The sequence below is a fragment of the Pseudomonas sp. 910_21 genome (assembly GCF_052850735.1).
The window spans coordinates 444,284-468,023 of record NZ_VXCY01000002.1 but is presented as its reverse complement, the minus strand read 5'-3'; the positions used below and the strand labels follow the sequence as shown (position 1 = coordinate 468,023).

22 protein-coding genes are annotated in these 23,740 nt (G+C 62.9%); 10 read left to right on the top strand and 12 right to left on the bottom strand.

Annotated elements, in window-relative coordinates:
* Entirely contained in the window at positions 1-1,332 is a 1,332-nt protein-coding gene (locus tag FW796_RS07215; RefSeq protein WP_346632462.1) for a DUF58 domain-containing protein, read from the top strand.
* Between the two features lie 15 nt (positions 1,333-1,347).
* Here FW796_RS07215 and FW796_RS07210 read toward each other — a convergent pair whose 3' ends face one another.
* On the bottom strand, positions 1,348-1,707 hold the full coding sequence (locus FW796_RS07210) for a PilZ domain-containing protein (protein WP_346632463.1): 360 nt from the start codon (positions 1,705-1,707) through the stop codon (positions 1,348-1,350).
* Between the two features lie 219 nt (positions 1,708-1,926).
* Positions 1,927-2,301: a tetratricopeptide repeat protein gene (locus FW796_RS07205; RefSeq protein ID WP_123726098.1), complete on the bottom strand. Its 375-nt coding sequence runs from the start codon at positions 2,299-2,301 to the stop codon at positions 1,927-1,929.
* Positions 2,302-2,458: 157 nt separating this feature from the next.
* On the opposite strand from FW796_RS07205, the gene pyk reads away from it, so the two are divergent.
* On the top strand, positions 2,459-3,910 hold the full coding sequence (pyk, locus tag FW796_RS07200) for a pyruvate kinase (RefSeq protein ID WP_346632464.1): 1,452 nt from the start codon (positions 2,459-2,461) through the stop codon (positions 3,908-3,910).
* Positions 3,911-3,995: 85 nt separating this feature from the next.
* On the opposite strand, the gene FW796_RS07195 is transcribed toward pyk, so the two are convergent.
* Genes FW796_RS07195 through FW796_RS07185 form a run of 3 tightly spaced genes read right to left on the bottom strand, consistent with a single transcriptional unit; the run spans position 3,996 to position 6,811 of the window.
* Positions 3,996-4,745, bottom strand: coding sequence for an enoyl-CoA hydratase-related protein (locus FW796_RS07195; protein ID WP_346632465.1), 750 nt, complete (start codon positions 4,743-4,745; stop codon positions 3,996-3,998).
* 28 nt (positions 4,746-4,773) lie between these two features.
* Entirely contained in the window at positions 4,774-5,712 is a 939-nt protein-coding gene (locus FW796_RS07190) for an iron-sulfur-binding ferredoxin reductase (RefSeq protein WP_446439186.1), read from the bottom strand.
* Complete coding sequence (locus FW796_RS07185) at positions 5,705-6,811, bottom strand: GGDEF domain-containing protein (RefSeq protein WP_346632467.1); 1,107 nt, start codon at positions 6,809-6,811, stop codon at positions 5,705-5,707. The genes FW796_RS07190 and FW796_RS07185 overlap by 8 nt, the downstream gene beginning before the upstream one ends.
* A 337-nt stretch (positions 6,812-7,148) precedes the next feature.
* Here FW796_RS07185 and FW796_RS07180 point away from each other — a divergent pair, with 337 nt between their 5' ends.
* From FW796_RS07180 to FW796_RS07165, 4 genes are all read left to right on the top strand, one after another.
* Positions 7,149-8,672 (top strand): fumarate hydratase, encoded by a 1,524-nt coding sequence (locus FW796_RS07180; protein WP_346632468.1) that lies wholly within the window; start codon positions 7,149-7,151, stop codon positions 8,670-8,672.
* A gap of 153 nt (positions 8,673-8,825) precedes the next feature.
* Positions 8,826-10,592 carry a sensor histidine kinase gene (locus tag FW796_RS07175; protein ID WP_346632469.1) on the top strand — a complete coding sequence of 589 codons (1,767 nt, stop codon included), beginning with the start codon at positions 8,826-8,828 and terminating at the stop codon, positions 10,590-10,592.
* Positions 10,586-11,920: a sigma-54-dependent transcriptional regulator gene (locus FW796_RS07170; RefSeq protein WP_346632470.1), complete on the top strand. Its 1,335-nt coding sequence runs from the start codon at positions 10,586-10,588 to the stop codon at positions 11,918-11,920. Before FW796_RS07175 ends, FW796_RS07170 begins: the two co-directional genes overlap by 7 nt.
* A gap of 290 nt (positions 11,921-12,210) precedes the next feature.
* On the top strand, positions 12,211-13,533 hold the full coding sequence (locus tag FW796_RS07165; RefSeq protein ID WP_346632471.1) for an MFS transporter: 1,323 nt from the start codon (positions 12,211-12,213) through the stop codon (positions 13,531-13,533).
* Between the two features lie 48 nt (positions 13,534-13,581).
* Here FW796_RS07165 and FW796_RS07160 read toward each other — a convergent pair whose 3' ends face one another.
* Complete coding sequence (locus FW796_RS07160) at positions 13,582-14,337, bottom strand: COG4705 family protein (protein WP_404937548.1); 756 nt, start codon at positions 14,335-14,337, stop codon at positions 13,582-13,584.
* A gap of 385 nt (positions 14,338-14,722) precedes the next feature.
* On the opposite strand from FW796_RS07160, the gene FW796_RS07155 reads away from it, so the two are divergent.
* Both FW796_RS07155 and FW796_RS07150 read left to right on the top strand, forming a co-directional pair.
* Complete coding sequence (locus tag FW796_RS07155) at positions 14,723-15,175, top strand: heme utilization protein (RefSeq protein ID WP_446439185.1); 453 nt, start codon at positions 14,723-14,725, stop codon at positions 15,173-15,175.
* 164 nt (positions 15,176-15,339) lie between these two features.
* Positions 15,340-15,969 carry a flavin reductase family protein gene (locus FW796_RS07150; RefSeq protein ID WP_346632474.1) on the top strand — a complete coding sequence of 210 codons (630 nt, stop codon included), beginning with the start codon at positions 15,340-15,342 and terminating at the stop codon, positions 15,967-15,969.
* A 9-nt stretch (positions 15,970-15,978) separates the two neighbouring features.
* On the opposite strand, the gene FW796_RS07145 is transcribed toward FW796_RS07150, so the two are convergent.
* On the bottom strand, positions 15,979-16,251 hold the full coding sequence (locus FW796_RS07145; protein WP_339070115.1) for a hypothetical protein: 273 nt from the start codon (positions 16,249-16,251) through the stop codon (positions 15,979-15,981).
* Positions 16,252-16,260: 9 nt separating this feature from the next.
* Entirely contained in the window at positions 16,261-16,626 is a 366-nt protein-coding gene (locus FW796_RS07140) for a putative quinol monooxygenase (protein WP_346632475.1), read from the bottom strand.
* A gap of 330 nt (positions 16,627-16,956) precedes the next feature.
* Between FW796_RS07140 and FW796_RS07135 the strand changes: the two genes are divergently transcribed.
* Positions 16,957-17,886, top strand: coding sequence for an AraC family transcriptional regulator (locus FW796_RS07135; RefSeq protein WP_346632476.1), 930 nt, complete (start codon positions 16,957-16,959; stop codon positions 17,884-17,886).
* Positions 17,887-17,911: 25 nt separating this feature from the next.
* On the opposite strand, the gene FW796_RS07130 is transcribed toward FW796_RS07135, so the two are convergent.
* The gene (locus FW796_RS07130) at positions 17,912-19,360 is read right to left on the bottom strand and encodes an aldehyde dehydrogenase family protein (RefSeq protein ID WP_446439184.1); all 1,449 of its coding nucleotides are present in this window, start codon (positions 19,358-19,360) and stop codon (positions 17,912-17,914) included.
* Complete coding sequence (locus FW796_RS07125; protein ID WP_404937551.1) at positions 19,357-20,994, bottom strand: 5-guanidino-2-oxopentanoate decarboxylase; 1,638 nt, start codon at positions 20,992-20,994, stop codon at positions 19,357-19,359. The genes FW796_RS07130 and FW796_RS07125 overlap by 4 nt, the downstream gene beginning before the upstream one ends.
* Before the next feature lie 157 nt (positions 20,995-21,151).
* On the opposite strand from FW796_RS07125, the gene FW796_RS07120 reads away from it, so the two are divergent.
* Positions 21,152-22,033: a LysR substrate-binding domain-containing protein gene (locus tag FW796_RS07120; protein WP_346632479.1), complete on the top strand. Its 882-nt coding sequence runs from the start codon at positions 21,152-21,154 to the stop codon at positions 22,031-22,033.
* Positions 22,034-22,149: 116 nt separating this feature from the next.
* Here the strand turns inward: FW796_RS07120 and FW796_RS07115 are convergent, their stop codons facing one another.
* Both FW796_RS07115 and FW796_RS07110 read right to left on the bottom strand, forming a co-directional pair.
* Positions 22,150-22,764 (bottom strand): NAD(P)-dependent oxidoreductase, encoded by a 615-nt coding sequence (locus FW796_RS07115; RefSeq protein ID WP_446439183.1) that lies wholly within the window; start codon positions 22,762-22,764, stop codon positions 22,150-22,152.
* Between the two features lie 69 nt (positions 22,765-22,833).
* Entirely contained in the window at positions 22,834-23,718 is an 885-nt protein-coding gene (locus tag FW796_RS07110; RefSeq protein WP_346632481.1) for an MBL fold metallo-hydrolase, read from the bottom strand.
* Positions 23,719-23,740: the final 22 nt, after the last annotated feature.

The window sequence follows — 23,740 nt, the reverse complement described above, 5'->3', positions numbered from 1 at the left end:
ATGAAGCCGACTCGTCTGTTGCTAATCTGGCTGGGCACCCTGGCCGGCCTGTACATCCTCCTGGGCGCGGTGCGTGCCCTGGGTATCGAGGCCGTGCCACGCCTGGACTCGATCGCCTGGGGCCTGTTGCTGGCGCTGTTGCTGCTGGCGCTGCTGGATGCCCTGCGCTTGTCGCGCCTGGCGTCGCCCGAGGTACAGCGCCAGTTGCCCGGCAGCCTGCCCCTGGGACGTTGGAGCGAAGTGCAACTGGAGATCCGTCACCCTTATCAGCAAGCGCTTCAGGTGCAGCTCTTCGACCATCCGCCCCAAGGCTTGAGCTTTGAGCACCTGCCGCAATCGGTGAGCCTGGAGCCGGGCCAGGTCAGCCGGGTGGGGTATAGCGTGCGACCGCTACAACGAGGACATTTCAACTTCTTCCAGTGTGAAGTCAGCCTGCCCAGCCCACTGGGCCTGTGGACTGCCAGAAGACGGTTGAAAGTCCACGACAGCACCCGGGTCTACCCGGACTTCGCCCGCCTCTATGGCGCGCAGTTGCTGGCAGTGGACAACTGGCTCAGCCAACTCGGGGTGCGCCAACTGCAACGCCGGGGGCTGGGACTGGAATTCAATCAGTTGCGGGAGTTTCGCGAAGGCGACAGCCTGCGGCAGATCGACTGGAAAGCCACCGCCCGCCAGCGCACGCCCATCGCCCGGGAATATCAGGACGAACGCGACCAGCAGATCATCTTCATGCTCGACTGCGGACGCCGCATGCGCAGCCAGGACAGTGAGCTGGCGCATTTCGACCATGCCCTCAACGCTTGCCTGTTGCTCAGCTATGTCGCGCTGCGCCAGGGGGACGCAGTGGGCCTCTACAGTTTTGCCGGAGAACGCTCGCGCTACCTTGCGCCGGTCAAGGGATCGGCCCAACTGAGCGTGCTGCTCAACGGCGTCTACGACCTGGACACCAGCCAGCGTCCAGCCGACTACCAGGCTGCAGCCAGTGAATTGCTGGCGCGGCAGAAGCGTCGGGCGCTGGTGGTGCTGGTCACCAACCTGCGGGATGAAGACGACCAGGAGCTGCTGACCGCGGTCAAGCGCATCAGCCGCCAGCACCGGGTACTGGTGGCCAGCCTGCGTGAGGAAGTTCTCGACCAGTTGCGCCAGAGCCCGGTGCAGACCTTGCCCGAGGCGCTGATCTACAGCGCGGCGGTGAACTACCTCAATAGCCGGGCCGAACTCCATGAGCGCCTGAGCGCCCACGGCATCGCCCTGCTCGACGCCCGTCCAGGTGAGCTGGGAGCGGAACTGGTCAGCCGGTATCTGAGCTGGAAGAAAGCCGGCAGCCTGTAGTGGCTGCCGTGACATTCAGGCCGATGTCTGCAACGGATGGAAACTGAAGTAGTGCCGCAGGGCCTGCTCCAGTTCAGCGAATTCGGCGCTCGCCCGCAGCAGGCTGAATCCGCTGTCGTACTGGTGAGGGGTCAGGTCCTCATGGCACCACAGGCAACAGGCGCTGAAATCGATGAACTGCGCCTGCCCATCACTGCCGGGGACTTTCACCCGCAGCTCGAACTCGGCACCGATCAGCATCGGCAACTGGCTGATCAACATCAGCCCGTCAGCGGAAATATTGCCCAGAAAACCGACAGGCTTGTCGGTAAACCGGTTGAAGACTTTCAAGTAGGACGGCAGTTGATGCCGCTCGATCCGAGGTTCCGTGAACATGCTGGGTATCGCTATGAAAGGTCATTAAGCATGACCGCACTAGTGCTTCGCAACGGGCCATGAGTAGAGGCTCGTTCTCCCGGATTCGAGGTGCGAGGAAAATCTTCACAAGGATTTCAACGCCACTGCGCCAGGCAGGAACCGGGCAGTGTTCGAACAACCTGTACAAATGTTAGCTCAAGCGCGAGGGGCAATTACACTGCCCCTGACCGGTATCGCTTACAACGCTGTGCGGCGAACTTGTGCTGCACCGTTTGCCGGGTAATGCCCCAGTTGCTGCAGGGTGTCCAGGCGGGCGCGAGCACGGTAGGCGTATTCGCTGCTGGGGTACTGGGTAATGATGAACTGATACGTCTGCGCCGCATCCACGAACAACTTCTGGCGCTCCAGGCATTGCCCGCGCAGCATCGACACTTCCGGCTGGATATAACGCCGCGCACGGCTGTCACGGTCAACCTGGCTCAACTCGAGCATCACGCTCTCGCAGTTGCCGCGGTCATAAGCGCGGTAGGCGTTATTCAAATGATGGTTCATGGACCAACGGGTGCAGCCGACAACACTGACGGCCAGGGCAGCAATGAGTACGAATCGCATGGGGTATCTCCTGTCTTGTGCAGTGTATCGACTCATCGGCAAAAATCTTCAAGGTTGTTGCGGTAAACAAACAAAGCAATAAGTAGTGCAAACGAACAATGACTACAACTTCGGAGCATAGTAGCCTCTCGTTGCGCTTGAACTCAGGAGTCCGTGCATGTCCGTTCGTCGTACCAAAATCGTTGCCACCCTTGGCCCGGCCAGTAACTCGCCGGAAGTTCTCGAACAGTTGATTCTCGCGGGCCTGGATGTTGCCCGTCTGAACTTCTCCCACGGCACTCCGGACGAGCACAAGGCTCGCGCCAAACTGGTCCGCGACCTGGCCGCCAAGCACGGCCGCTTCGTGGCCATCCTCGGCGACCTGCAAGGCCCGAAGATCCGCATCGCCAAATTCGCCAACAAGCGTATCGAACTGAAGATCGGTGACAAGTTCACCTTCTCCACCGTGCACCCGCTGACCGAAGGCAACCAGGACATCGTCGGCATCGACTACCCGGATCTGGTCAAGGATTGCGGCGTCGATGACGAACTGCTGCTGGACGATGGCCGTGTGGTAATGCGCGTGGAAACCGCCACCGCTACCGAGCTGCACTGCGTAGTGACCGTCGGCGGCCCGCTGTCCGACCACAAAGGCATCAACCGTCGTGGCGGTGGCCTGACCGCTCCGGCCCTGACCGAAAAAGACAAGGCCGACATCAAGCTGGCCGCCGAAATGCAAGTCGACTACCTGGCCGTGTCCTTCCCTCGCGATGCTGCCGATATGGAATACGCACGCAAGCTGCGTGACGAATCCGGTGGTACTGCCTGGCTGGTGGCGAAGATCGAACGCGCCGAAGCCGTGGCCGACGACGAAACCCTCGACGGCCTGATCAACGCCAGTGACGCCGTGATGGTGGCCCGTGGCGACCTGGGCGTGGAAATCGGCGATGCCGAGCTGGTGGGCATCCAGAAGAAAATCATTCTTCACGCGCGCCGCCACAACAAGGCAGTGATCGTTGCGACCCAGATGATGGAGTCGATGATCCAGAACCCGATGCCGACCCGTGCCGAAGTGTCCGACGTGGCCAACGCCGTGCTCGACTACACCGACGCGGTCATGCTCTCGGCAGAAAGCGCCGCCGGTGCCTACCCGCTGGAAGCGGTCCAGGCCATGGCGCGGATCTGTGTCGGTGCGGAAAAGCACCCCACCAGCAAGACCTCCAGCCACCGCATGGGCAAGGTGTTCGAAAGCTGCGACCAGAGCATCGCCCTGGCGGCCATGTACACCGCCAACCACTTCCCTGGCGTGAAGGCCATCATCGCCCTGACCGAAAGCGGCTACACCCCGCTGATCATGTCGCGCATCCGTTCTTCGGTGCCGATCTACGCCTACTCCCCGCACCGTGAAACCCAGGCGCGTGCAGCCATGTTCCGCGGCGTCTACACCATCCCGTTCGACCCGGCTTCCCTGCCTCCGGAGCAGGTCAGCCAGGCTGCGATCGATGAGTTGCTCAAGCGCGGCGTAGTAGAGAAAGGCGACTGGGTGATTCTCACCAAGGGCGACAGCTACCACACCACCGGCGGTACCAACGGCATGAAGATCCTGCACGTTGGCGACCCGATGGTCTGAGCCCTGGCTCGCTGAACGCAAAAGCCCCGGCGGTGAAAACCCCGGGGCTTTTTTTTATCTGCGCCCTACCCTTTAACGACAGGCATCAGCCTTTGGCGAGAAACCCCGACAACGCGGCGATGGCCTCTGGCGAGCGCAGACGCTGAGTGAACTGCACGCCCTCTTCTTCTATCACCTGGCGCAGTTGCTCACGATAGGGAGCCTTCATCAGGCGCTTGCTCACCTGCACCGCCTCCGGCGCCAGTTGGCTGAAACGCAATGCCGCCTCCCTGGCTTTGGCCAGGGCTGCCGCGCCATCTCCCAGGGCCGCAGTGGCAATGCCCCAGGCCGCCGCCTGTTCACCACTGAAGCCTTCGCCGAGCAGCAACAACTCAGCGGCCTTGGCCTGTCCCAGCAAGCGCGGCAGGATCAGGCTCGAGCCAAACTCCGGGCACAGCCCGAGGTTGACGAACGGCATGCGCAGCCGTGCATCACGGCTGACATAGACCAGATCGCAATGCAGCAGCAAGGTGGTGCCAATGCCCACGGCCGCACCGGCCACCGCGGCCACCACCGGCTTGCGGCACTCCAGCAGGTTGCGCATGAACTGGAACACCGGGCTGTCGAGCCCCCTGGGCGGCTGTTGCAGAAAGTCGGCGATGTCGTTGCCGGCGGTAAAGCACTCGCTGCTGCCGCAGATCAGCACGGCATTGATTTGCGGATCGGCGTCCGCCTCGGCCAGGGCTTCGGCCAGACGGCTGTACATGGCACGGGTCAGGGCGTTTTTCTTGTCGGGGCGATTCAGGCGCAGGGTCAGCAGCCCGCCCTCGCGTTGCAGCTCGATGGCATCGGTCATGAAGATCTCGCTCTGGGAAAATCAGCGCTCAACCACGGGGCAGGAACACATCGGCCAGCAGTTGATTGCGCGGCAGCCCCGCCAGGTACAGGCGCCGGGCAAAGGCGTCGACACTGTCGGGGTGCCCGCAGAGTAAGGCCTGGGTTTGCCGGGAAACAAGTCGCAGTTGCGCCAGGGCCGCCGTCAGCTCCGCCCCCTGCCACAGCTCGACACTCAGCTGGGGACGGTTCGCCGCCAGGGCGGCCAAGGGTCTGGCCAGATAATGCTCTGTGGCGTCATGAGCCAGGTGAATGATGCGGATAGGGCCTTGGTGATCCTGACGCAGAGCTTCGCGCAGCACCCCGAACAAGGGCGCCAGACCGGTTCCCGACGCCAGCAGCCAGAGCGGTCGTTGCTGCCAGTCCGGATCGTAGTGCAAGGCGCCACCGCGCAACTCGCCCAGGCGGATCGAATCCCCCAGTTGCAACTGGCGCGCGGCATCGCTGAATTGTCCCGGGTGCCGACAGTCCAGATGAAACTCCAGGAAGCGGTCCTCTTCCGGCAGGCTGGCCAGGGAATACGGCCGGGCGATCTGGCTGGCAGTCCACAGCACCAGGTGCTGGCCGGCGCGATAACGCAATGGCCGCTCAGGTTGCAGACGCAAGCGCAGGACCGTGGGCGATAGCCAGTCGAGCCCGATCACCTGGGCCGGCAGGCCATCGCGCAGCGGATCAAAAGTCTCGACCTGCAGGTCCTCCACCACCTGGCACTGACAGGCCAGACGCCAGCCACGACGGCGCTGTTCATCGCTTAAGGCATCCGGCCGACTGTCGCTGGGCAGGCCCCGGACACAATGCACCAGGCAGGCATGACAACTGCCGGCGCGACAACTGTAGGGCACCGCCACACCGGCCTGATTCAAGGCATCCAGCAGGTTGCTTGCGGGCGCCACCGACCAGCGTCGGCTGCCCACGGTCAATTCAGGCATCGAGGTTTTCCCAGGCGGCGGAACAACGATTGCGGCCGTCGCGCTTGGCCCGGTACAGCGCCTGATCGGCGCGTTGCAGGGCATTGTCCAGATCATCGCCGGCCTGCAGCAGGGTCATCCCTGCCGACAGACTCAGGTCACGCACATTCAGGCCCACCAGTTGCACCTCCATGAAGGCCAGGCGCAGACGCTCACAACAGGACGTCAGGCGCTCGGCATCACACTCGGGCAACAGCACCACGAACTCCTCACCGCCGTAGCGGGCCAGCACATCACCGTCCCGCAGGCAGGCCGTGGCCACTGCGGCGAACGCCTGCAGCACCTGATCTCCGGCCGCATGGCCGTGGAGATCGTTGATGCGCTTGAAATGGTCCAGGTCGATCAGCGCCAACCCATGCACCTGTTCCTCACCCATGGCCTGCAACTCGCGGCTGGCGATACGCAGGAAGTGCCGGCGATTGAACAGCCCGGTCAATTCATCCGTCGCCACCAGGTCTTCCAGTTGCCGCATCATCCCCCGCAGGGTGTCCTGATGAGCCTGCAAGGCAAAGCGCCGCTGACGCATGCGCGAACGCGACGCCTGGACATAGGCGGCGTACAGGCACATCCACACCAGCATCACCAGCAGCACACAGACTTGCAGCGCCGCCAGTTGGGGATCGTCGAGGACAAAGCGATAGCCGTCCCACAGGTTGACCCCGGCAAAACAGAAGAAGATCAGCGCCGCGCAACGCAGATAGGCCCGGCGGGATAAATGAAACAGGCCAAACAGCAGCGGCAGGATATAGAACACCAGGAAGGCGCCCCGGGCCTGATCCAGGTGGGCGATCAGCCAGGTCTGCCAGGCAATGCCCAGGACCACCTGGACTTCGGTCAGGCTGGGGTCGGCAAAGCGCAGGTTACGTCCACTGGTGAACACCCAGTACAGCAGTCCCTGACTGGCCAGCACCAATGCGCTGCCCATCAGTGCACTGCTGATGGAGGCGCGATAGTGCCCCGTAAGAACCGCCAGCCAGAACAGCAGCAGGATCAGTCCGTAGGTGCCCGCAGCAATGCTGAAGCGCTTGAGTAACAAGCTCTGGATGGCTTTATGGGTCAATCGTTGACTCACCGTGAGAAAGGAGGCTTAAAGAGTTTCCTACCCTGCAGGCCAGTTGCCACTTTAGTGCTGCGCCCGGCAAATGACTATCCAAATTTTAAGCCGTGTTCTGCGGTTTCGCCGCTGATTAACGCAAGATCAGTGCCCATCCGATGGGCGACTTTCGTTTGCCTGGCTGGCGGGTGTGCCGGGCCCCCAGGCGCGGTATACTGCCGCGCCTTTTTAGCGTCGCGCCAGTTGTCTGTCCGGCGTGCCTTAGAAGGTGTCTGCAACCGACCGATACACCATGCTGCAGCCACCTTATTAAATGTTCCCGTCTTTTAGAGGAGCGCGACTCATGACCGTGATCAAGCAAGACGACCTGATTCAGAGCGTTGCCGACGCCCTGCAGTTCATTTCCTATTACCACCCCGTGGACTTCATCCAGGCGATGCACGAGGCCTACCTGCGCGAGGAATCGCCGGCCGCTCGTGACTCCATGGCACAGATCCTGATCAACTCGCGCATGTGCGCCACCGGCCACCGGCCGATCTGCCAGGACACCGGTATCGTCACCGTGTTCGTTCGCGTGGGCATGGACGTGCGCTGGGACGGCGCCACCATGAGCCTGGACGACATGATCAACGAAGGCGTGCGTCGCGCCTACAACCTGCCGGAAAACGTCCTGCGCGCTTCCATCCTGGCCGACCCGGCAGGTGCTCGGAAAAACACCAAGGACAACACCCCGGCAGTGATCCACTATTCCATCGTTCCCGGCAACACCGTGGAAGTGGACGTGGCGGCCAAGGGCGGCGGCTCCGAGAACAAATCGAAGATGGCCATGCTCAACCCGTCCGACTCCATCGTCGACTGGGTCCTCAAGACCGTGCCCACCATGGGTGCCGGCTGGTGCCCACCGGGCATGCTGGGCATCGGCATCGGCGGCACCGCCGAGAAGGCTGCAGTGATGGCCAAGGAAGTGTTGATGGAGTCCATCGACATCCACGAGCTCAAGGCTCGCGGCCCGTCCAACCGCATTGAAGAAATGCGCCTGGAGCTGTTCGAGAAGGTCAACCAGCTGGGCATCGGCGCCCAGGGCCTGGGTGGCCTGACCACAGTGCTCGACGTGAAGATCATGGACTACCCGACCCACGCCGCCTCCCTGCCGGTGTGCATGATCCCCAACTGCGCCGCTACCCGTCACGCGCACTTCGTGCTCGACGGTTCCGGCCCGGCCGAACTGGAGGCTCCGCCACTGGACGCCTACCCGGAAATCGTCTGGGAAGCCGGTCCTTCGGCGCGACGTGTCAACCTCGACACTCTGACGCCGGAAGACGTGCAAAGCTGGAAACCGGGCGAGACCGTGCTGCTCAACGGCAAGATGCTCACCGGTCGCGACGCGGCGCACAAGCGCATGGTGGAGATGCTGAACAAGGGTGAAACCCTGCCGGTAGACCTCAAGGGTCGCTTCATCTACTACGTCGGCCCGGTCGATCCGGTAGGCGACGAAGTAGTAGGCCCGGCCGGCCCCACCACCGCCACGCGGATGGACAAGTTCACCCGGCAGATCCTTGAGCAGACCGGCCTCCTGGGCATGATCGGCAAGTCCGAGCGTGGCCCGACCGCCATCGACGCGATCAAGGACAACAAGGCCGTGTACCTGATGGCCGTCGGCGGCGCTGCCTACCTGGTGGCCCAGGCGATCAAGAAGTCCAAGGTCCTGGCCTTTGCCGAACTGGGCATGGAAGCGATCTACGAGTTCGAGGTCAAGGACATGCCTGTGACTGTCGCCGTGGACAGCAAGGGCGAGTCGGTCCACATCACAGGTCCCGCCATCTGGCAGAAAAAGATCAGTGACAGCCTGGCGGTAGAAGTGCAGTAAGCCCTTCTCCCGTTTGGCCAAAGCGGCGGCGCTGTTGAGACAACAGCCCGTCGCTTTTTTTATGGCGCGCCCTTTCGCGACACTGTCGGCGATCAACGTTCCACCCAGCGCTCATGCTATCGTTCCCGCCCCCATTGCAGCCTGCCCCGACTCATGGCCCAGATCTCTCGCCCTCTACGCTTGACGTTCTATATCCTGGTTATTCTCGCTGGCACCGTCATCAGCGCCGGCCTGGCCATGCGCCACGCCGAACGCCAGACGCTGGTGGAGGATGCCGCCCGAGCCAATGAACAGCTGGGGCTGTATGCCAACTCCCTGCACACCCTGATCGAACGCTATCGCGCCCTGCCGGCGGTGCTGGCTCTGGACCCGGAACTGCGCTCGGCGCTTCAGGGCCCAGTGACGGCAGACACCCAGGATGCACTGAACCGCAAACTGGAAAAGATCAACGGCGCCGCCCGCTCCTCGACCCTGGAACTGCTGAACCATGAAGGCCTGGCCGTGGCGGCCAGCAACTGGCGGCTGCCCAGCAGCTATGTGGGCCACAACTATGGCTTTCGTCCCTACTTCAAGCAGACCCGTAGCCAGGGCAGCGGACGTTTCTACGCGGTGGGGGTGACCAGCGGCATTCCGGGGTATTTCCTGTCCAGTGCGGTCAAGGCCGACAACGAGGACTTCCTCGGGGCCATGGTGGTCAAGCTGGAATTCCCCGAACTGGAGCATGAATGGAGCCAGGGCAACGACACCCTGCTAGTGAGCGACGCCCGGGGCATCATCTTTATCGCCAACCAGCCCGGCTGGCGTTACCGGCAGTTGCAAACGCTGTCCGAAAACGACCTGGCGGAGATCAAGCTGACTCGCCAGTACGACAAGCAACCGCTGACGGCACTGCAACACACGGCCCTGCAAAAATTCGATGACAACAGCAGCCTGGTGCGGGTTGAGGGTCCCGAGGGCGTGGCCAACTATCTCTGGGAATCCCTGCCGCTGACTGCCGAGGGCTGGACCCTGCACCTGTTGCGCAAACCGGCGAGCGCTTTCGAGGAAAGTCGCAATGCCGGGCTGGCGGCCGCCGGTGCCTGGCTGACCCTGGTGTTCCTGTTGCTGTTCCTCAGCCAACGCTGGCGCCTGGGGAAGATCCGTCAGCGTAACCGTGAAGAGCTGGAGCAATTGGTCCAGGAACGCACTCGAGATCTGCGCACCGCCCAGGAAGGCCTGGTGCAATCGGCCAAGCTGGCCGCCCTGGGGCAGATGTCCGCGGCCCTGGCCCATGAAATCAACCAGCCCCTGACCGCCCAGCGCATGCAGCTTGCAACGCTGCGGCTGCTGCTGGATCACGGCCGGGTGGATGAGGCCTACAAGGCCCTGCGGCCGCTGGATGACATGCTGACCCGCATGGCCGCCCTCACCAGCCATCTCAAGACTTTCGCCCGCAAGAGCCCCAGCGGCCTGCGCGAACGCCTGGACCTGGCGGCAGTGGTGGACCAGTCGCTGCACTTGCTGGAGACCCGGCTGCGCAGCGAAGACATCGAAGTGGTGCTGCACCTGACCCGCCCGGCCTGGGTCCGCGGCGACGCCATCCGCCTGGAGCAGGTACTGATCAATCTGCTGCGCAACGCCCTCGATGCGATGCAGGACAAGACGCACAAACGCCTGGAAATCAGCCTCGAAGCCGAAGACCAGCTGTGGCAGCTGCGGGTCGCCGACAACGGTGGCGGCATCGCCGAGGAGCACCTGCTGAGCGTGTTCGATCCGTTCTTCACCACCAAGCCGGTGGGGGATGGACTGGGCCTGGGGCTGGCCGTGTCCTACGCCATCGTCCACGAACTGGGAGGCCGCCTGAGCGCCGCCAACCAGGATCAGGGCGCAGTGTTCACCCTCAGCCTGCCCATCGATCTGGAGGCGCACATCCAATGCTGAACTCGGTAATCGTGGTGGATGACGAGGCCAGCATCCGTACCGCCGTCGAACAATGGCTGAGCCTGTCGGGTTTCGAGGTCCAGCTGTTCAGCCGCGCCGAGGATTGCCTGGCGCAATTGCCGAAGAACTTCCCCGGGGTGATTCTCAGCGATGTGCGCATGCCCGGTATCAGCGGCCTGGAGCTGCTGGCCCAGGTCCAGCGCCTGGACCCCGACCTGCCGATCATCCTGCTGACCGGTCACGGTGACGTGCCCATGGCTGTCGAGGCCATGCGCGACGGGGCCTACGACTTCCTGGAAAAGCCCTTCAGCCCCGACACCCTGCTCAGCAGCCTGCGCCGGGCCCTGGACAAGCGCCGTCTGGTCCTGGAAAACCGTCGCCTGCACCAACAGGCTGACAGCCGAGCCAAGCTCGACGCTACCTTGCTCGGTGTGTCCCGGGCCCTGCAGACCCTGCGTCGCCAGGTGCTGGACCTGGCCGCCCTGCCCGTGAATGTGCTGATTCGTGGTGAAACCGGCAGCGGCAAGGAGCTGATCGCCCGCTGCCTGCATGATTTTGGTCCCCGGGCCGCCAAGCCCTTCGTGGCCTTGAACTGTGCAGCAATCCCCGAGCAACTGTTCGAGGCCGAACTGTTCGGCCATGAGAGCGGCGCCTTCACCGGCGCCCAGGGCAAGCGCATCGGCAAGCTGGAGTACGCCCATGGCGGCACGCTGTTTCTCGACGAGATCGAAAGCATGCCCCTGGCCCAGCAGGTAAAACTGCTGCGGGTGCTGCAGGAGCAGAAACTCGAACGCCTGGGCTCCAACCAGAGCATCAAGGTCGACCTGCGGGTGATCGCCGCCACCAAGCCCGACCTGCTGGAGGAGGCCCGGGCCGGACGCTTTCGCGAAGACCTGGCCTATCGCCTGACCGTCGCCGAACTGCGCCTGCCGCCCCTGCGTGAGCGCCGCGAGGATATCGCGCAACTCTACGAACACTTCGCCCAGACCGCCGCCGAGCGCCTGGGACGCGCCGTCGCGCCCTTGAGCGGCCCGCAGTTGAGCCGCCTGCTCAGCCATGACTGGCCGGGCAACGTGCGCGAACTGGCCAACGTCGCCGAGCGTCAGGTGCTGGGCCTCGGAGAACCGGAACCCGAAACCCTCGAAGCCGGGCAGTCCCTTGCAGCACAGCAAGAAGCCTTCGAAGCCCAGTGCCTGCGCGCCGCCCTGACTCGCCACAAGGGCGAGATCAAGGCGGTGCTCAACGAACTGCAACTGCCCCGCCGGACCCTGAATGAAAAAATGCAGCGTCACGGCCTGACCAGGGAAATGTTCCTCAAAGAGGAATAGCCCCCGCCTGCCGGAATCGGCTTGCCGGCGAAAAGGCCCTCAAGCCAGGTACAGCCCCACCAACGCCCCCACCCGCAAAAGGCGCGCCGCCTGCGCGCGCCTCCCAGGGGCCGCGCTCACTTCGGCAATTTCCCGCCTACCCCACAGGCACCCATAGGCGGATTTCCGCTCATCGTCACCGTTAAACCCCCTCTAGTCCGGGCTTCTCGCCCTTGGCACAGCTCCTGCTATAGCCCCAGTAGGCTGCGCTTGCGCGCGCTCCACAAAAACAATGAATAGAAGGGTCCGTCATGGATATCTCTAATACCCTGCCTGCTGGGTCGGCGGCTGCGCCCGCCCAGGAAAAGACCACCGCCAGCCGTCTGAAATCGATTTTCAGCGGTTCCGTCGGCAACATGGTCGAGTGGTACGACTGGTACGTCTACGCTGCATTCTCGCTGTACTTCGCCAAAGTCTTCTTCCCCAAGGGCGACACCACCGCGCAACTGCTGAATACCGCCGCGATCTTCGCCGTGGGCTTCCTGATGCGCCCGATCGGTGGCTGGCTGATGGGGCTGTACGCGGACCGCAAAGGCCGTAAAGCCGCGCTGATGGCCTCGGTGCTGCTGATGTGCTTCGGCTCCCTGATCATCGCCCTGACCCCGGGTTACGAAACCATCGGCGTCGGAGCTCCGATCCTGCTGGTGCTGGCGCGCCTGATGCAGGGCCTGTCGGTGGGCGGCGAGTACGGCACTTCGGCCACCTACCTCAGCGAGATGGCGACCAAGGAACGTCGCGGCTTTTTCTCCAGCTTCCAGTACGTGACGTTGATTTCCGGCCAGCTCATCGCCCTGGCGGTGCTGATCGTGCTGCAGAACGTGCTGACCACCGAAGAACTGCAGTCCTGGGGCTGGCGGATTCCGTTCGGCATCGGTGCTCTGTGTGCGGTCGTGGCCCTGTACCTGCGTCGCGGCATGGAAGAAACCGAGTCCTTCACCAAGAAGAAAGAAAAGCCCAAAGAAAGCCTGATGCGCACCCTGATGCGTCATCCCAAGGAATTGATGACCGTGGTCGGCCTGACCATGGGCGGCACCCTGGCCTTCTACACCTACACCACCTACATGCAGAAATACCTGGTGAACACCGTCGGCATGAGCATTTCCGACTCCACCACCATCTCTGCAGCGACCCTGTTCCTGTTCATGTGCCTGCAACCGGTGATCGGCGCGCTGTCGGACAAGATCGGTCGGCGGCCGATCCTGATTGCCTTCGGCATCCTCGGCACCCTGTTCACCGTGCCGATCCTCACCACCCTGCACACCATCCAGACCTGGTGGGGCGCGTTCTTCCTGATCATGGCGGCGCTGATCATCGTCAGTGGCTACACCTCGATCAACGCGGTGGTGAAGGCCGAGCTGTTCCCCACTGAAATCCGTGCCCTGGGCGTGGGCCTGCCCTACGCGCTGACCGTATCGATCTTCGGCGGCACTGCGGAATACATCGCCCTGTGGTTCAAGAGCATCGGCATGGAAACCGGCTACTACTGGTACGTCACCGCCTGCATTGCCTGTTCGCTGCTGGTCTACGTGACCATGAAGGACACTCGCAAGCATTCGCGGATCGAGACCGACTGAGAAAAACAACGCCCGGGTGCAAGGCCCGGGCGTTTTTTCATGTGTGGGTCAGGACAGTTCGGCGGCGTTCTGCCGTGAGTAGCGGTTCTGAGCCCAGGACGCGCCGACGATCATCACCAGCAGAATCCCCGCCAATACCGCCGACGAGCCGATGGTGCCGAAGTCCAGACCACCCTTTTCATGGGGTTTGGTGAGGAAGTCGCCCAAGGTCGCGCCAAACGGCCGGGTCAGGACAAAGGCTACCCAGAACAGCAGCACCGACGAGAGCTTGGTGAAGTACTTGAGCAGTACCACCACGGCGATGGTGGAGCCGATCAGCAACGCCCCGCCGGCAAAGCCCAGCCCAGAATCGTCCGCCAGGTAGTCACCGAGGGCGGTGCCCAGGGTGTTGGAAAACAGAATCGCCATCCAATAGAACATCTCGCCGCGAAAGGTCTGGATCTTGTTGACGTTCAGCGAATCGCCACTGAGGCGCCAGGCGGCGAAAATCGCCAGCAAAATGCCGATCAGGATCAACGAGCCACTGGCGTAGCCCAGGCCCAGAGTGCGGTCCATGAAGTCCGACATGGTGGTTCCGGCGGTGCTGGTGGACAGGATCACGATCCAGTACAGCACCGGGTTGTAGGTCTTCGACCACAGCTGAGTGACCAGAGTCAGCAGGAACACACTGATCAGGATCATCGAGCTGATGGCATATCCGACATTGAGGGTCATCGACAGCAGATCACCTGCGGTTTCACCCAGGGTCGTCGCGCAGATTTTCATGACCCAGAAGGCCAGGGTGATCTGGGGAAGTTTGTTCATTGGTAAGGGAGCTCCAAGGGTCACATTCGAGATGGCCTGTCGTGGGTTGCAGACCTGCGCGAAGGCTGAACGCCCGGGAGTGAAAAATAGGTCGGGGCTGAATGAAAAAACCGTTGAAGGCTTTTTTATCCTTTTTTTGTCCGCTGCCTGCTCAATTAATGATCAGTTAATGCTGAATACTTAGCCTGCTACTGAATCCAAGTTGCGACTTGGCACGTATCTGTAGTGAGGCCTGAGTGCGGTCATCGGTGGTCAGTAATGACGGTCTACATATCGGTAAATTCGATTTTAACAAGCATTAATTTGCGCTTTTTTATCAAATTTACCGGAGTAGGATTCATTCCAAGCCCAACGCAAACACCTCAACGAACCTGGAGTCATCCCCATGAAAAGCAAACTGATCCTCGCCCTGACCCTGTCGGTACTGGCTGCCAACACCTTCGCTGCTGACGGTTTCGATCGCACCGGTTCCGCCACCTTCGCTGAAGACGGCTACGACCGCACCGGCTCCGCCACCTTCGCTGCCGACGGTTACGACCGCACCGGTTCCGCCACCTTCGCTGCCGACGGTTACGACCGCACCGGTTCCGCCACCTTCGCTGAAGACGGCTACGACCGCACCGGTTCCGCCACCTTCGCTGAAGACGGTTACGACCGCACCGGTTCCGCCACCTTCGCTGAAGGCGGCTACGACCGCACCGGTTCCGCCACCTTCGCTGAAGACGGCTACGACCGCACCGGTTCCGCCACCTTCGCTGAAGACGGCTACGACCGCACCGGTTCCGCCACCTTCGCTGCCGACGGTTACGACCGTACCGGTTCCGCCACCATCAGTTGATCGACTCACCTGACACCACAGCCCGGCTTCGGCCGGGCTTAGTCTTTTCTGGCCTGGGAAAATCATCCGCCACCTGGATCAACCGGGGCCGGGGCGCTGGAATTCGACCAGAGCGCACTGCACTATGGCGCCCTTCACTCGCACCCCTGCAGGAACCTTGAGCCATGTCCGACGATATCCACTATTACCAACCTGCCCTGGGCCACGGCCTGCCCCATGACCCGTTCAATGCCATCGTCGGCCCGCGCCCCATTGGCTGGATTTCTTCCCAGGATGCCGAAGGCCGGCTGAACCTGGCGCCTTACAGTTTCTTCAATGCCTTCAACTACATTCCGCCGATCATTGGTTTCTCCAGCGTCGGACGCAAAGACAGCCTGAACAACATCGAGGCCACCGGGGAGTTCGCCTGGAACCTGGCCACCCGGCCCCTGGCCGAACAGATGAACCAGAGCTGCGCCGCGGTCCCCGCCGAGGTCGACGAATTCGAACTGGCCGGGTTGACGCCCGTGGCCTCGAAGATCATCAGCGTGCCTCGGGTTGCTCAGAGCCCGGTGTCCTTCGAATGCAAGGTCACCCAGATCATTCAGTTGCAACGTGCGGACAAGGAGCGGGTGCCGAGCTGGCTGATCCTCGGCGAAGTGGTCGCCGTGCATATCGCCAAGTGGCTGCTCAAGGACGGGATCTACGATACCGCCGCAGCAGAACCCATTCTGCGCGGCGGCGGACCGGCGGACTACTTCCAGTTGGGACCGGAGGCCCTGTTCAAGATGCACCGCCCAGGAGCGGTCAGGTAGTTTGGCGACTCAGTGGCGGTGAAAGCTCAGTTCGCCGTCTTGATCGACGTCGGCCAGCTGTTCGAGGTGTTGCGCGGCAGCCTGGTCGGCTTCGTGAGCGGTCTTGAATGTCTGCTCAACCAGGACTTTATGAAAGCGTGGAGCCCCTGAAGCGCCCAGGGCTTTGACGGCGATGGCGGCGCTGTATCCCCCCTCCCCTGGAACCACAGCGGAAACTGCTTCGTAGTGTGCAAACTCTTTACGTGCCATGTTGCTGATCCTGGCCAATGGAAAGTCGGCCATTCTAAACCTTCAACTGGCCAGCTGGTGCACCGGCGCGCGCTGCAGTTGCGCGTACTCACCATGAGCCTCAAGCGCCGACACCGTGCTGAAGGTGTGGAAGTCCAGGCTGTTGACCACCAGGTCCTGAACCAGCTCGGCGAAGATCGCCATGGTCGGCGAGTTGAAATAGGCGGTCATTGTCTGCTGGCTGCTCCAGAAGCCGGACACCAGCCACAGGTCGGCATCGCACTGCGAATGCTGCAGAGCAAAGTGCAGGCAACCGTTGGCCTGGCGCGAAGGTTCGATCAGGCTGCTCAAGCGCGCACCCAACTCCGTGGAGCGCCCGGCCCGGGCCCGAACAAAAGCCATGTGACTGACGGGAATATGCGTGGACATTTGGAACCCTCCCAGGGTGTTGTCGAGGCAGCCGGGGGACGGGCTGCGACACAATCAACGATACGGGGCGGGCCCAGCCGCGCGTTAGTCGATTTCTGCCGTTGATTTGCCCAATCCTGCGACAAGCCTGTTCCTGCATCCCCTTGGGTGGCGACATGGGACAGAAGCGTTACAGCGGTGTTTCAAGCAAGTGAAGCCCCCGTGCATCGGCTCACCTTGCCTATCGCGCGCGCAAGCAGCAGGATCAGGCAAGTTTTACGCAGAATTCGCCTACCCGCGACTCTTGCACAAACTTAAGCTGTGCCGACTGCAAACACCCCGAGGCGCCCCATGTCATCACTGGATACCCTGCCGCCGCCCCTGGCTCCGGAGATGGAACGCCAGCGCGTGGAACTGGCCGCGATCATTGCTCGCAACACCGCCGAAGACGGCAGCTACGCCACCGCCATCAACTCGCTGTTCGTCTCGCGCCACAGCACGTCCCATCACTTCGGCTCGGTGCTGGCGCAACCGGCGCTGTGCATCATGGCCCAGGGCCGCAAGGAAGTGCGCCTGGCCGATGAAAGCTACAACTACGACCCGCTGAATTACCTGGTGGTCTCGGTTTCAGTGCCGCTCAGCGGCAAGGTGGCGATCGTTTCGCCGCAAGAGCCGATCCTGGCCCTGCGCCTGGACATCGACCCCGGGGAAATCAATGCGCTGATCGCCGATGCCGGCCCCCTGGGCGTACCCGCCCGGCCTACCGGACGTGGCCTGTACGTGGAGCGCCTGGACCCGGCGATGCTGGACGCCGTGCTGCGCCTGACCCGCCTGCTGGACACCCCGAAAGACATCGCCATGCTCGCGCCGCTGGTGCGTCGGGAAATTCTCTATCGCCTGCTGCGCAGCCCCCAGGGCCACCGTTTGTATGAGATCGCCACCGCCAACAGTCAGGGCCACCGGGTCAACCAGGCCATCAAGTGGCTCAACGGCAATTTCGTGCACCCGTTGCGCATCGATGATCTGGCCCGGGAAGTCAATCTCAGCGTGTCGACCCTGCATCACCGCTTCAAGGCCATGACCGCCATGAGCCCGTTGCAGTACCAGAAGCAGCTGCGCCTGCAAGAAGCCCGGCGCCTGATGCTGGCCGAAGGGCTGGAGGCTTCGGCGGCGGGGTATCGGGTCGGCTATGAAAGCCCGTCCCAGTTCAGCCGCGAGTACAGCCGACTGTTTGGCGCGCCGCCCCTGCGAGACATGGCGCGCCTGCGGGTGGGCGGGTAACCCGGGTTCGCCGGCAAGCCGGTGCCTACAGGGCGCGGATTACGTGCTTGAGTTCCTGGAACGCTTGCAGGCCCCAAGGTCCCAGTTCACGGCCGATGCTGCTCTGCTTGTAGCCGCCCCAGGCGGTCTGGGGAAAGATCACCTGGGGGGCGTTGATCCACACCAGGCCGGCCTGCAGGGCATTGGCAACCCGTTCGGCATTTTCCACGTCCGCCCCCACCACACTGGCCACCAGGCCGAACTCGCTGTCATTGGCCAGTTCGATCGCCTCTTGCTCGCTGCTGAAGCTGCGCACACAGAGCACCGGGCCAAAGATTTCGTCACGCCACAGGGCACTGTCCAGCGGCACCTCGGTGAACACCGTGGGCTGGATGAAAAAACCCTGCTGCAACCCGGCCGGGCGGCCGCCGCCACAGACCAGCTTGGCACCGACATTCAGGCCACGATCGATGTGCGCCAGTACTCTCTGGTATTGCGCCTGATTCACCAGGGCGCCCATCACCACCTCGGGGTCGAACGGGTCGGCCACCCGAATGCCTTCGGCCCGGGCCTTGAGCCGCAGAAGGAATTCATCGGCCAACTCCTCGGCGACCAATACCCGGCTGGTGGCAGAACACATCTGCCCGGCATTGAAGAAGCCACCGCCACAGGCCAGCTCCACCGCCAGGTCTAGGTCGGCATCCGCCAGCACCAGCAAGGATGACTTGCCCCCCAGCTCCAGGCTCACGCCCTTGATGGTTTCCGCCGCCCGCTGCATGACCTGAACCCCCACCGCATTACTGCCGGTGAAGGAAATCTTCGCCACTCGCGGGTCCGCCGCCAAAGGCGCGCCGACCGCCAGGCCAGTCCCGCAGACCAGGTTGAACACCCCGTTGGGCAAGCCGCTTTCGGCGATGATTGCCGCCAGCTCCAGCTCCGGCAGCGGAGTGACTTCCGAGGGTTTGAGCACCACGCTGCAGCCGGCGGCCAGGGCGGGCGCCAACTTCCAGGCCGTGGTGACCATGGGGAAGTTCCACGGCACGATCAGTCCGACCACGCCACAGGGCTCACGACGCAGGCGCGCGCTGAAATCCGCGCTGGGCAGCGGCACATTCGCATCCTGGGTCGCGTCCAACGCCTCGGCCAGCCCGGCGTAGTAGTCAAAGGTGGCGATGACATCGTCCACATCCATGGCCGCCTCAAACTGCGGCTTGCCGTTGTTGCTCGACTGCAGCTGCATTAGCCGCTCCCGGCGTTCGGCCACGCCGGCAGCGATCTTGCGCAGCACGGCGGCACGCTCGACGCCACTGCTTTGCGCCCAGCGGGCAAGCCCCGCCGTAGCAGCCTGCAGTGCCTGATCCACGGCTTGCGGCCCGGCGCCCGCCACCCAGGCCAAAGGCGCCTCGGTGGACGGGTTGATCACCTGCAGATGCTCGCTGCCTGCCGACCATTGGCCATCGATGTACACACCGTTCAATACGTGCGGCGAACTCATGCCTGTACTCCTTGAGTCCAGCGATTCTGGTCAACTTCAATCAAGCTCGGTCCCTGGCGATCGGCTGCCATGCGCAGGGCCACACGCAGTTGTTCGACACTGTCGATACGCTCGGCCGCGCACCCGAGGCCCTTGGCCACGGCAATGAAATCCGGGGTGTAGATGTCGACTCCCACGGGCTCGATGGCTCGATTGACCATGTATTTCTTGATCTCTTCATAACCCTGGTTATTCCACAGCAGGACGATGATCGGCGTGCGTGCTTCCACGGCGCAGGCCAGCTCCGCCAGGGTGAACTGCAAGCCGCCGTCGCCGATCAGGCAAGCCACCGGTCGCCGCTGACTGGACTGGGAAGCGCCCCCGAGCCAGGCACCGATGGCAGCCGGCAAGGCATAACCCAGGGTGCCGTAGCCGGTGGACGAGTTGAACCAGCGCCGCGGCTGCTCAGGATTGAACGTCAGGTTGCCGCTGTACACCGGCTGAGTGGAGTCGCCCACCAGGACGATCTCCGGCAACTCCTGAACCACGGTTTCCAGGAACAGGGTCTGGGCCCGGGTCGGCGAGTCCCACAGGTTCTCGAGTTCGCTGCGCAAGGCAGCGGCCCGGGCCGGGCCCCAGTCGCTGCCGCGCTCGCTCAAGGTTTGCCGGGACAGGTCTGCCAGCAGGGCTTGGGCAGCGTTCCGGGCATCGGCTACCAGCGCTACTTTCGGTGGGTAGTTGCGCACCGTTTGATCGGCGTCGATATCGATCCGCAGTAAGGCCCCGGGAATTTCAAAGCCGCCGGCAAAGGTCACGTCGTAATCGGTTTCCGCCAGTTCGGTGCCAATGGCCAGCACCACGTCGGCCTCGGCCACCAGGGCACGGCTCGCCACCATCGACTGGGTGGAGCCAATCAGCAGCGGGTGAGCCGACGGCAACATGCCCTTGGCGTTGATCGTCAGGGCCACCGGGGCCTGCAGCAGTTCTGCCAAACGGGTCAGGGGAGCGGCAGCGTCAATGGCGCCGCCACCGGCCAGGATCAGCGGGCGCTTGGCCGTTGCCAACAGCTGACTCATCCGGGCGACGGCGTCCGGGGCGGCACCGGCACGGGCAATGGTTACCGGCTCGCTGGCCAGCAAGTGATCCGCATCCTGAACCAGCACATCGAGAGGAATCTCGATATGCACCGGACGTGGGCGTCCCGCCTGGAACAGGGCGAAGGCCCGGGCCAGCACCACTGGCAGTTCGTCGGCACTCATCAGGGTATGGGAAAACGCCGCCACGCCACTGACCAGTGCGCTCTGGTTCGGCAATTCATGGAGTTTGCCGCGCCCGCCGCCCAACTGGCTGCGGGTCTGCACGCTGGAGATCACCAGCATGGGAATCGAGTCCGCATAGGCCTGGCCCATGGCGGTGGTGATGTTGGTCATGCCGGGGCCGGTGATGATGAAACACACACCGGGCTTGCCGCTGGTGCGGGCGTAGCCATCGGCCATGAATCCGGCGCCTTGCTCATGGCGCGGGGTGACATGATGGATGGGCGAGCGGGCCAGGCCGCGATACAACTCGACGGTATGCACTCCGGGAATGCCGAACACCTGCTCAACCCCATAACCTTCAAGTAACTTGACCAGTACTTCGCCGCACGTCGCCATCTCATCGCCCTTCTTATTGGTGGGATACCCGACGCCTGACCACTGGCTGGAAAACGTCAGCAGACGCCGGGAGGGCTATTGGAACGGTGAGGCTGTAGCCGCAACAATGGATAAAAAGTCATACTAGCCATGTCCCCACGTCATGCCTTGGCTCCCCATGAAACGCTTGCCTCCCCTGCCCGCGCTGCACACCTTTCTGGTCACCGCCCAGTGCTGCAATTTCACTCGCGCTGCCGAGCAATTGCACATCACTCAAGGAGCGGTGAGCCGACAAATTGCCGGCCTGGAAAGCCACCTGGGTTATCCGTTGTTCCAGCGCCATGCCCGGGGCTTGAGCCTGACTAGCGAAGGGGCACAATGGTTGCCGCGGGTGCTGCAGGTATTCGAACTGATCAATGGCGCGGTGGATGACATCGGTGGACAGAACCGCAACCTGCGCCTCAAGGCTCCGACCTGTGTGATGCGCTGGCTGCTGCCACGGCTGCTGCAATGGCAGAGGGAACGCCCGGATGTTCCGGTACAACTGACCACCACCATTCAGCACGGCGTGGATTTCAGCCGCGAACCCTTCGATGCCGCCGTCATGTATGGAGCCCCGCCGCACCCGACCCTAGGTTCGCGGCACCTGTTCAATGAACAACTGACGCCGGTCTGCTCACGACCGCTGCTGGAGGGGCCGATGCCCCTCAAGAGCCCGGCGGACTTGCAACAGCACTTGTTACTGCATCCCTCCCATGATCAACGGGACTGGCAAAGCTGGTTGAAAGCCGCAGGCACGCCACTCAATACCCTGGGCAAGGGCCAGCATTTCGAGACCCTGGACCTGGCGATGTCCGTGGCGTCCCAGGGGACGGGAGTGGCGATTGGCGACTGGGCGTTGATTGGCGACGACCTGAGTGCCGGACGGCTGGTCATGCCTTTTGAACTGAAGGTACCGACGGGCCAGGCGTACTACCTGGTCTACCCGGAGCGCCCGGGGCCTTCGGCGGCCTTGCAGGAATTGCTGGACTGGTTGGTGGAGCAGGCCAAACAGCGTTGAACGGGAAAACACTGATGCCGGCAGACAGCAAAAAGGCCCGCGAGGGCCTTCAATACTGACCGGAACACCCCGATAACCGCTTACGGCAGGCGGCTACCAGGGCAATCGGTCGCTGATCAGTAACCGACGGTGAAACGCTGGCGGCGATGAGCCGGTTTTTCCACTTCGTCGATCAGGGCAATGGCGTAGTCGGCGAAACTGATCCAACTGCGACCTTGGGCACTGACCAGCAGATCGTCCTGGCCCAGGCGGAACTGCCCGGTGCACTCACCCTCAACGAACTCCGCCGATGGCGAGAGGAAAGTCCAGTCCAGATCCTGCTCCTTGCGCAAGGTATCCAGGTACACGCCACCGGCGCTGGCCTCGGCCTTGTACTCCTCCGGGAAACCGGGGCTGTCGATGACCTTGCCGCCACCGGGCAGCAGTAGCGAACCCGCACCGCCCACCACCAGCAGACGCTTGACCCCGGCCTTTTTCACCGGGTCGATAATGGCATTGGCCGGGATGGTGGAAAAATGCGCGGCGCTGATCACCACGTCGTGGCCGGCCACCGCTGCCTGCAATGCAGCACTGTCGGCCACATCCACCTCGCGGGAGAGTACGCCGGCACGCTGGCCGATCTTCGCCGTGTTGCGGGCGATGGCGGTGACGCTGTGACCGCGACGCAGGGCTTCTTCCAGGAGTTGGCTACCGGCACGGCCGGTGGCACCAATGATTGCGATTTTGCTCATGACATGTCTCCAGTTGGCTAAGAGAGTACAGAGGCGTCCGCTCCCCGAAGGGAGCGGGTCAAACCGGTTTCACCACTTCATTTCGCCCTTGGCGACCTTGGCGCTCAGCTCCAGGGAGCTGTCTTCGCCCAGGTCCGGGTAACGCTTTTTCATGGCCGCGATCAGAGCAGCGGAGTCCTTGGCCTTGGCCGTCTCTTCATCGAAGGCCTTGATGTAGTCAGCGGTGAAGTGCACCGGGGCTAGGGAACGAGCGCTGTCACCGAGGAAGTGCCCGGGGATCACAGTCTTGGGCTGCAGGCCCTCAATGGTCTTCAGGGTGCTCAGCCAGTCCTGGTGGGACTGCGGGGTCTGGGTATCGGCCATCCATACGTGGATGTTCTCCGCGACCACCACGCCCCCTACCACGGCCTTGATCGACGGAATCCATACAAAGCTGCGGTCCGGTTGCTTGCCATCCAGGCCGATGACCTCGAGTTTCTGCCCTTCCAGAGTCAGGCTGTGGCCCTTGAGTACGCCGGGCACAATGGTCTTGGCCGGAATGTCTGCACCCATTTTCGGCCCCCAGAACGCCAGCTTGCCGTCCACCGTAGCCTTGATGTGATCCACCGTTGGCTGTGAGGCAACGACCTTGGCATCGGGGAAGGCCGTGGTCAGGGTGTCGAGGCCGAAGTAGTAATCCGGATCACCGTGGCTGATGTAGATGGTGGTCAAGTGCTTGCCACTGGCACGGATCTTTTCTACCAGTTGCTGGGCCTGGGATTTGCCGAACTGGGCATCCACCAGGATCGCGTCCTTCTTGCCGCTGACCAGTACCGAGGTCACCGGGAAGATGGCATTGGCACCCGGGTTGTAGACATCCAGTTTCAGGGTGGGCTCGGCGGCTGCGGCATGGGCGGCAAAGCCCAGGGTGGCGGTGGCCAGCAGCAGGCGTTTGAGAGAGGTGAATCCGATCATGAGGGCAGCTCCAGCATCTGTT

Excerpts from the sequence above, each read along its gene's own strand:
- FW796_RS07215 (WP_346632462.1), top strand. The coding sequence starts at position 1 with ATGAAGCCGACTCGTCTGTTGCTAATCTGGCTGGGCACCCTGGCCGGC.
- FW796_RS07210 (WP_346632463.1), bottom strand. The coding sequence starts at position 1,707 with ATGTTCACGGAACCTCGGATCGAGCGGCATCAACTGCCGTCCTACTTG.
- FW796_RS07205 (WP_123726098.1), bottom strand. The coding sequence starts at position 2,301 with ATGCGATTCGTACTCATTGCTGCCCTGGCCGTCAGTGTTGTCGGCTGC.
- pyk (WP_346632464.1), top strand. The coding sequence starts at position 2,459 with ATGTCCGTTCGTCGTACCAAAATCGTTGCCACCCTTGGCCCGGCCAGT.
- FW796_RS07195 (WP_346632465.1), bottom strand. The coding sequence starts at position 4,745 with ATGACCGATGCCATCGAGCTGCAACGCGAGGGCGGGCTGCTGACCCTG.
- FW796_RS07190 (WP_446439186.1), bottom strand. The coding sequence starts at position 5,712 with ATGCCTGAATTGACCGTGGGCAGCCGACGCTGGTCGGTGGCGCCCGCA.
- FW796_RS07180 (WP_346632468.1), top strand. The coding sequence starts at position 7,149 with ATGACCGTGATCAAGCAAGACGACCTGATTCAGAGCGTTGCCGACGCC.
- FW796_RS07175 (WP_346632469.1), top strand. The coding sequence starts at position 8,826 with ATGGCCCAGATCTCTCGCCCTCTACGCTTGACGTTCTATATCCTGGTT.
- FW796_RS07170 (WP_346632470.1), top strand. The coding sequence starts at position 10,586 with ATGCTGAACTCGGTAATCGTGGTGGATGACGAGGCCAGCATCCGTACC.
- FW796_RS07165 (WP_346632471.1), top strand. The coding sequence starts at position 12,211 with ATGGATATCTCTAATACCCTGCCTGCTGGGTCGGCGGCTGCGCCCGCC.
- FW796_RS07160 (WP_404937548.1), bottom strand. The coding sequence starts at position 14,337 with ATGAACAAACTTCCCCAGATCACCCTGGCCTTCTGGGTCATGAAAATC.
- FW796_RS07155 (WP_446439185.1), top strand. The coding sequence starts at position 14,723 with ATGAAAAGCAAACTGATCCTCGCCCTGACCCTGTCGGTACTGGCTGCC.
- FW796_RS07150 (WP_346632474.1), top strand. The coding sequence starts at position 15,340 with ATGTCCGACGATATCCACTATTACCAACCTGCCCTGGGCCACGGCCTG.
- FW796_RS07145 (WP_339070115.1), bottom strand. The coding sequence starts at position 16,251 with ATGGCCGACTTTCCATTGGCCAGGATCAGCAACATGGCACGTAAAGAG.
- FW796_RS07140 (WP_346632475.1), bottom strand. The coding sequence starts at position 16,626 with ATGTCCACGCATATTCCCGTCAGTCACATGGCTTTTGTTCGGGCCCGG.
- FW796_RS07135 (WP_346632476.1), top strand. The coding sequence starts at position 16,957 with ATGTCATCACTGGATACCCTGCCGCCGCCCCTGGCTCCGGAGATGGAA.
- FW796_RS07130 (WP_446439184.1), bottom strand. The coding sequence starts at position 19,360 with ATGAGTTCGCCGCACGTATTGAACGGTGTGTACATCGATGGCCAATGG.
- FW796_RS07125 (WP_404937551.1), bottom strand. The coding sequence starts at position 20,994 with ATGGCGACGTGCGGCGAAGTACTGGTCAAGTTACTTGAAGGTTATGGG.
- FW796_RS07120 (WP_346632479.1), top strand. The coding sequence starts at position 21,152 with ATGAAACGCTTGCCTCCCCTGCCCGCGCTGCACACCTTTCTGGTCACC.
- FW796_RS07115 (WP_446439183.1), bottom strand. The coding sequence starts at position 22,764 with ATGAGCAAAATCGCAATCATTGGTGCCACCGGCCGTGCCGGTAGCCAA.
- FW796_RS07110 (WP_346632481.1), bottom strand. The coding sequence starts at position 23,718 with ATGATCGGATTCACCTCTCTCAAACGCCTGCTGCTGGCCACCGCCACC.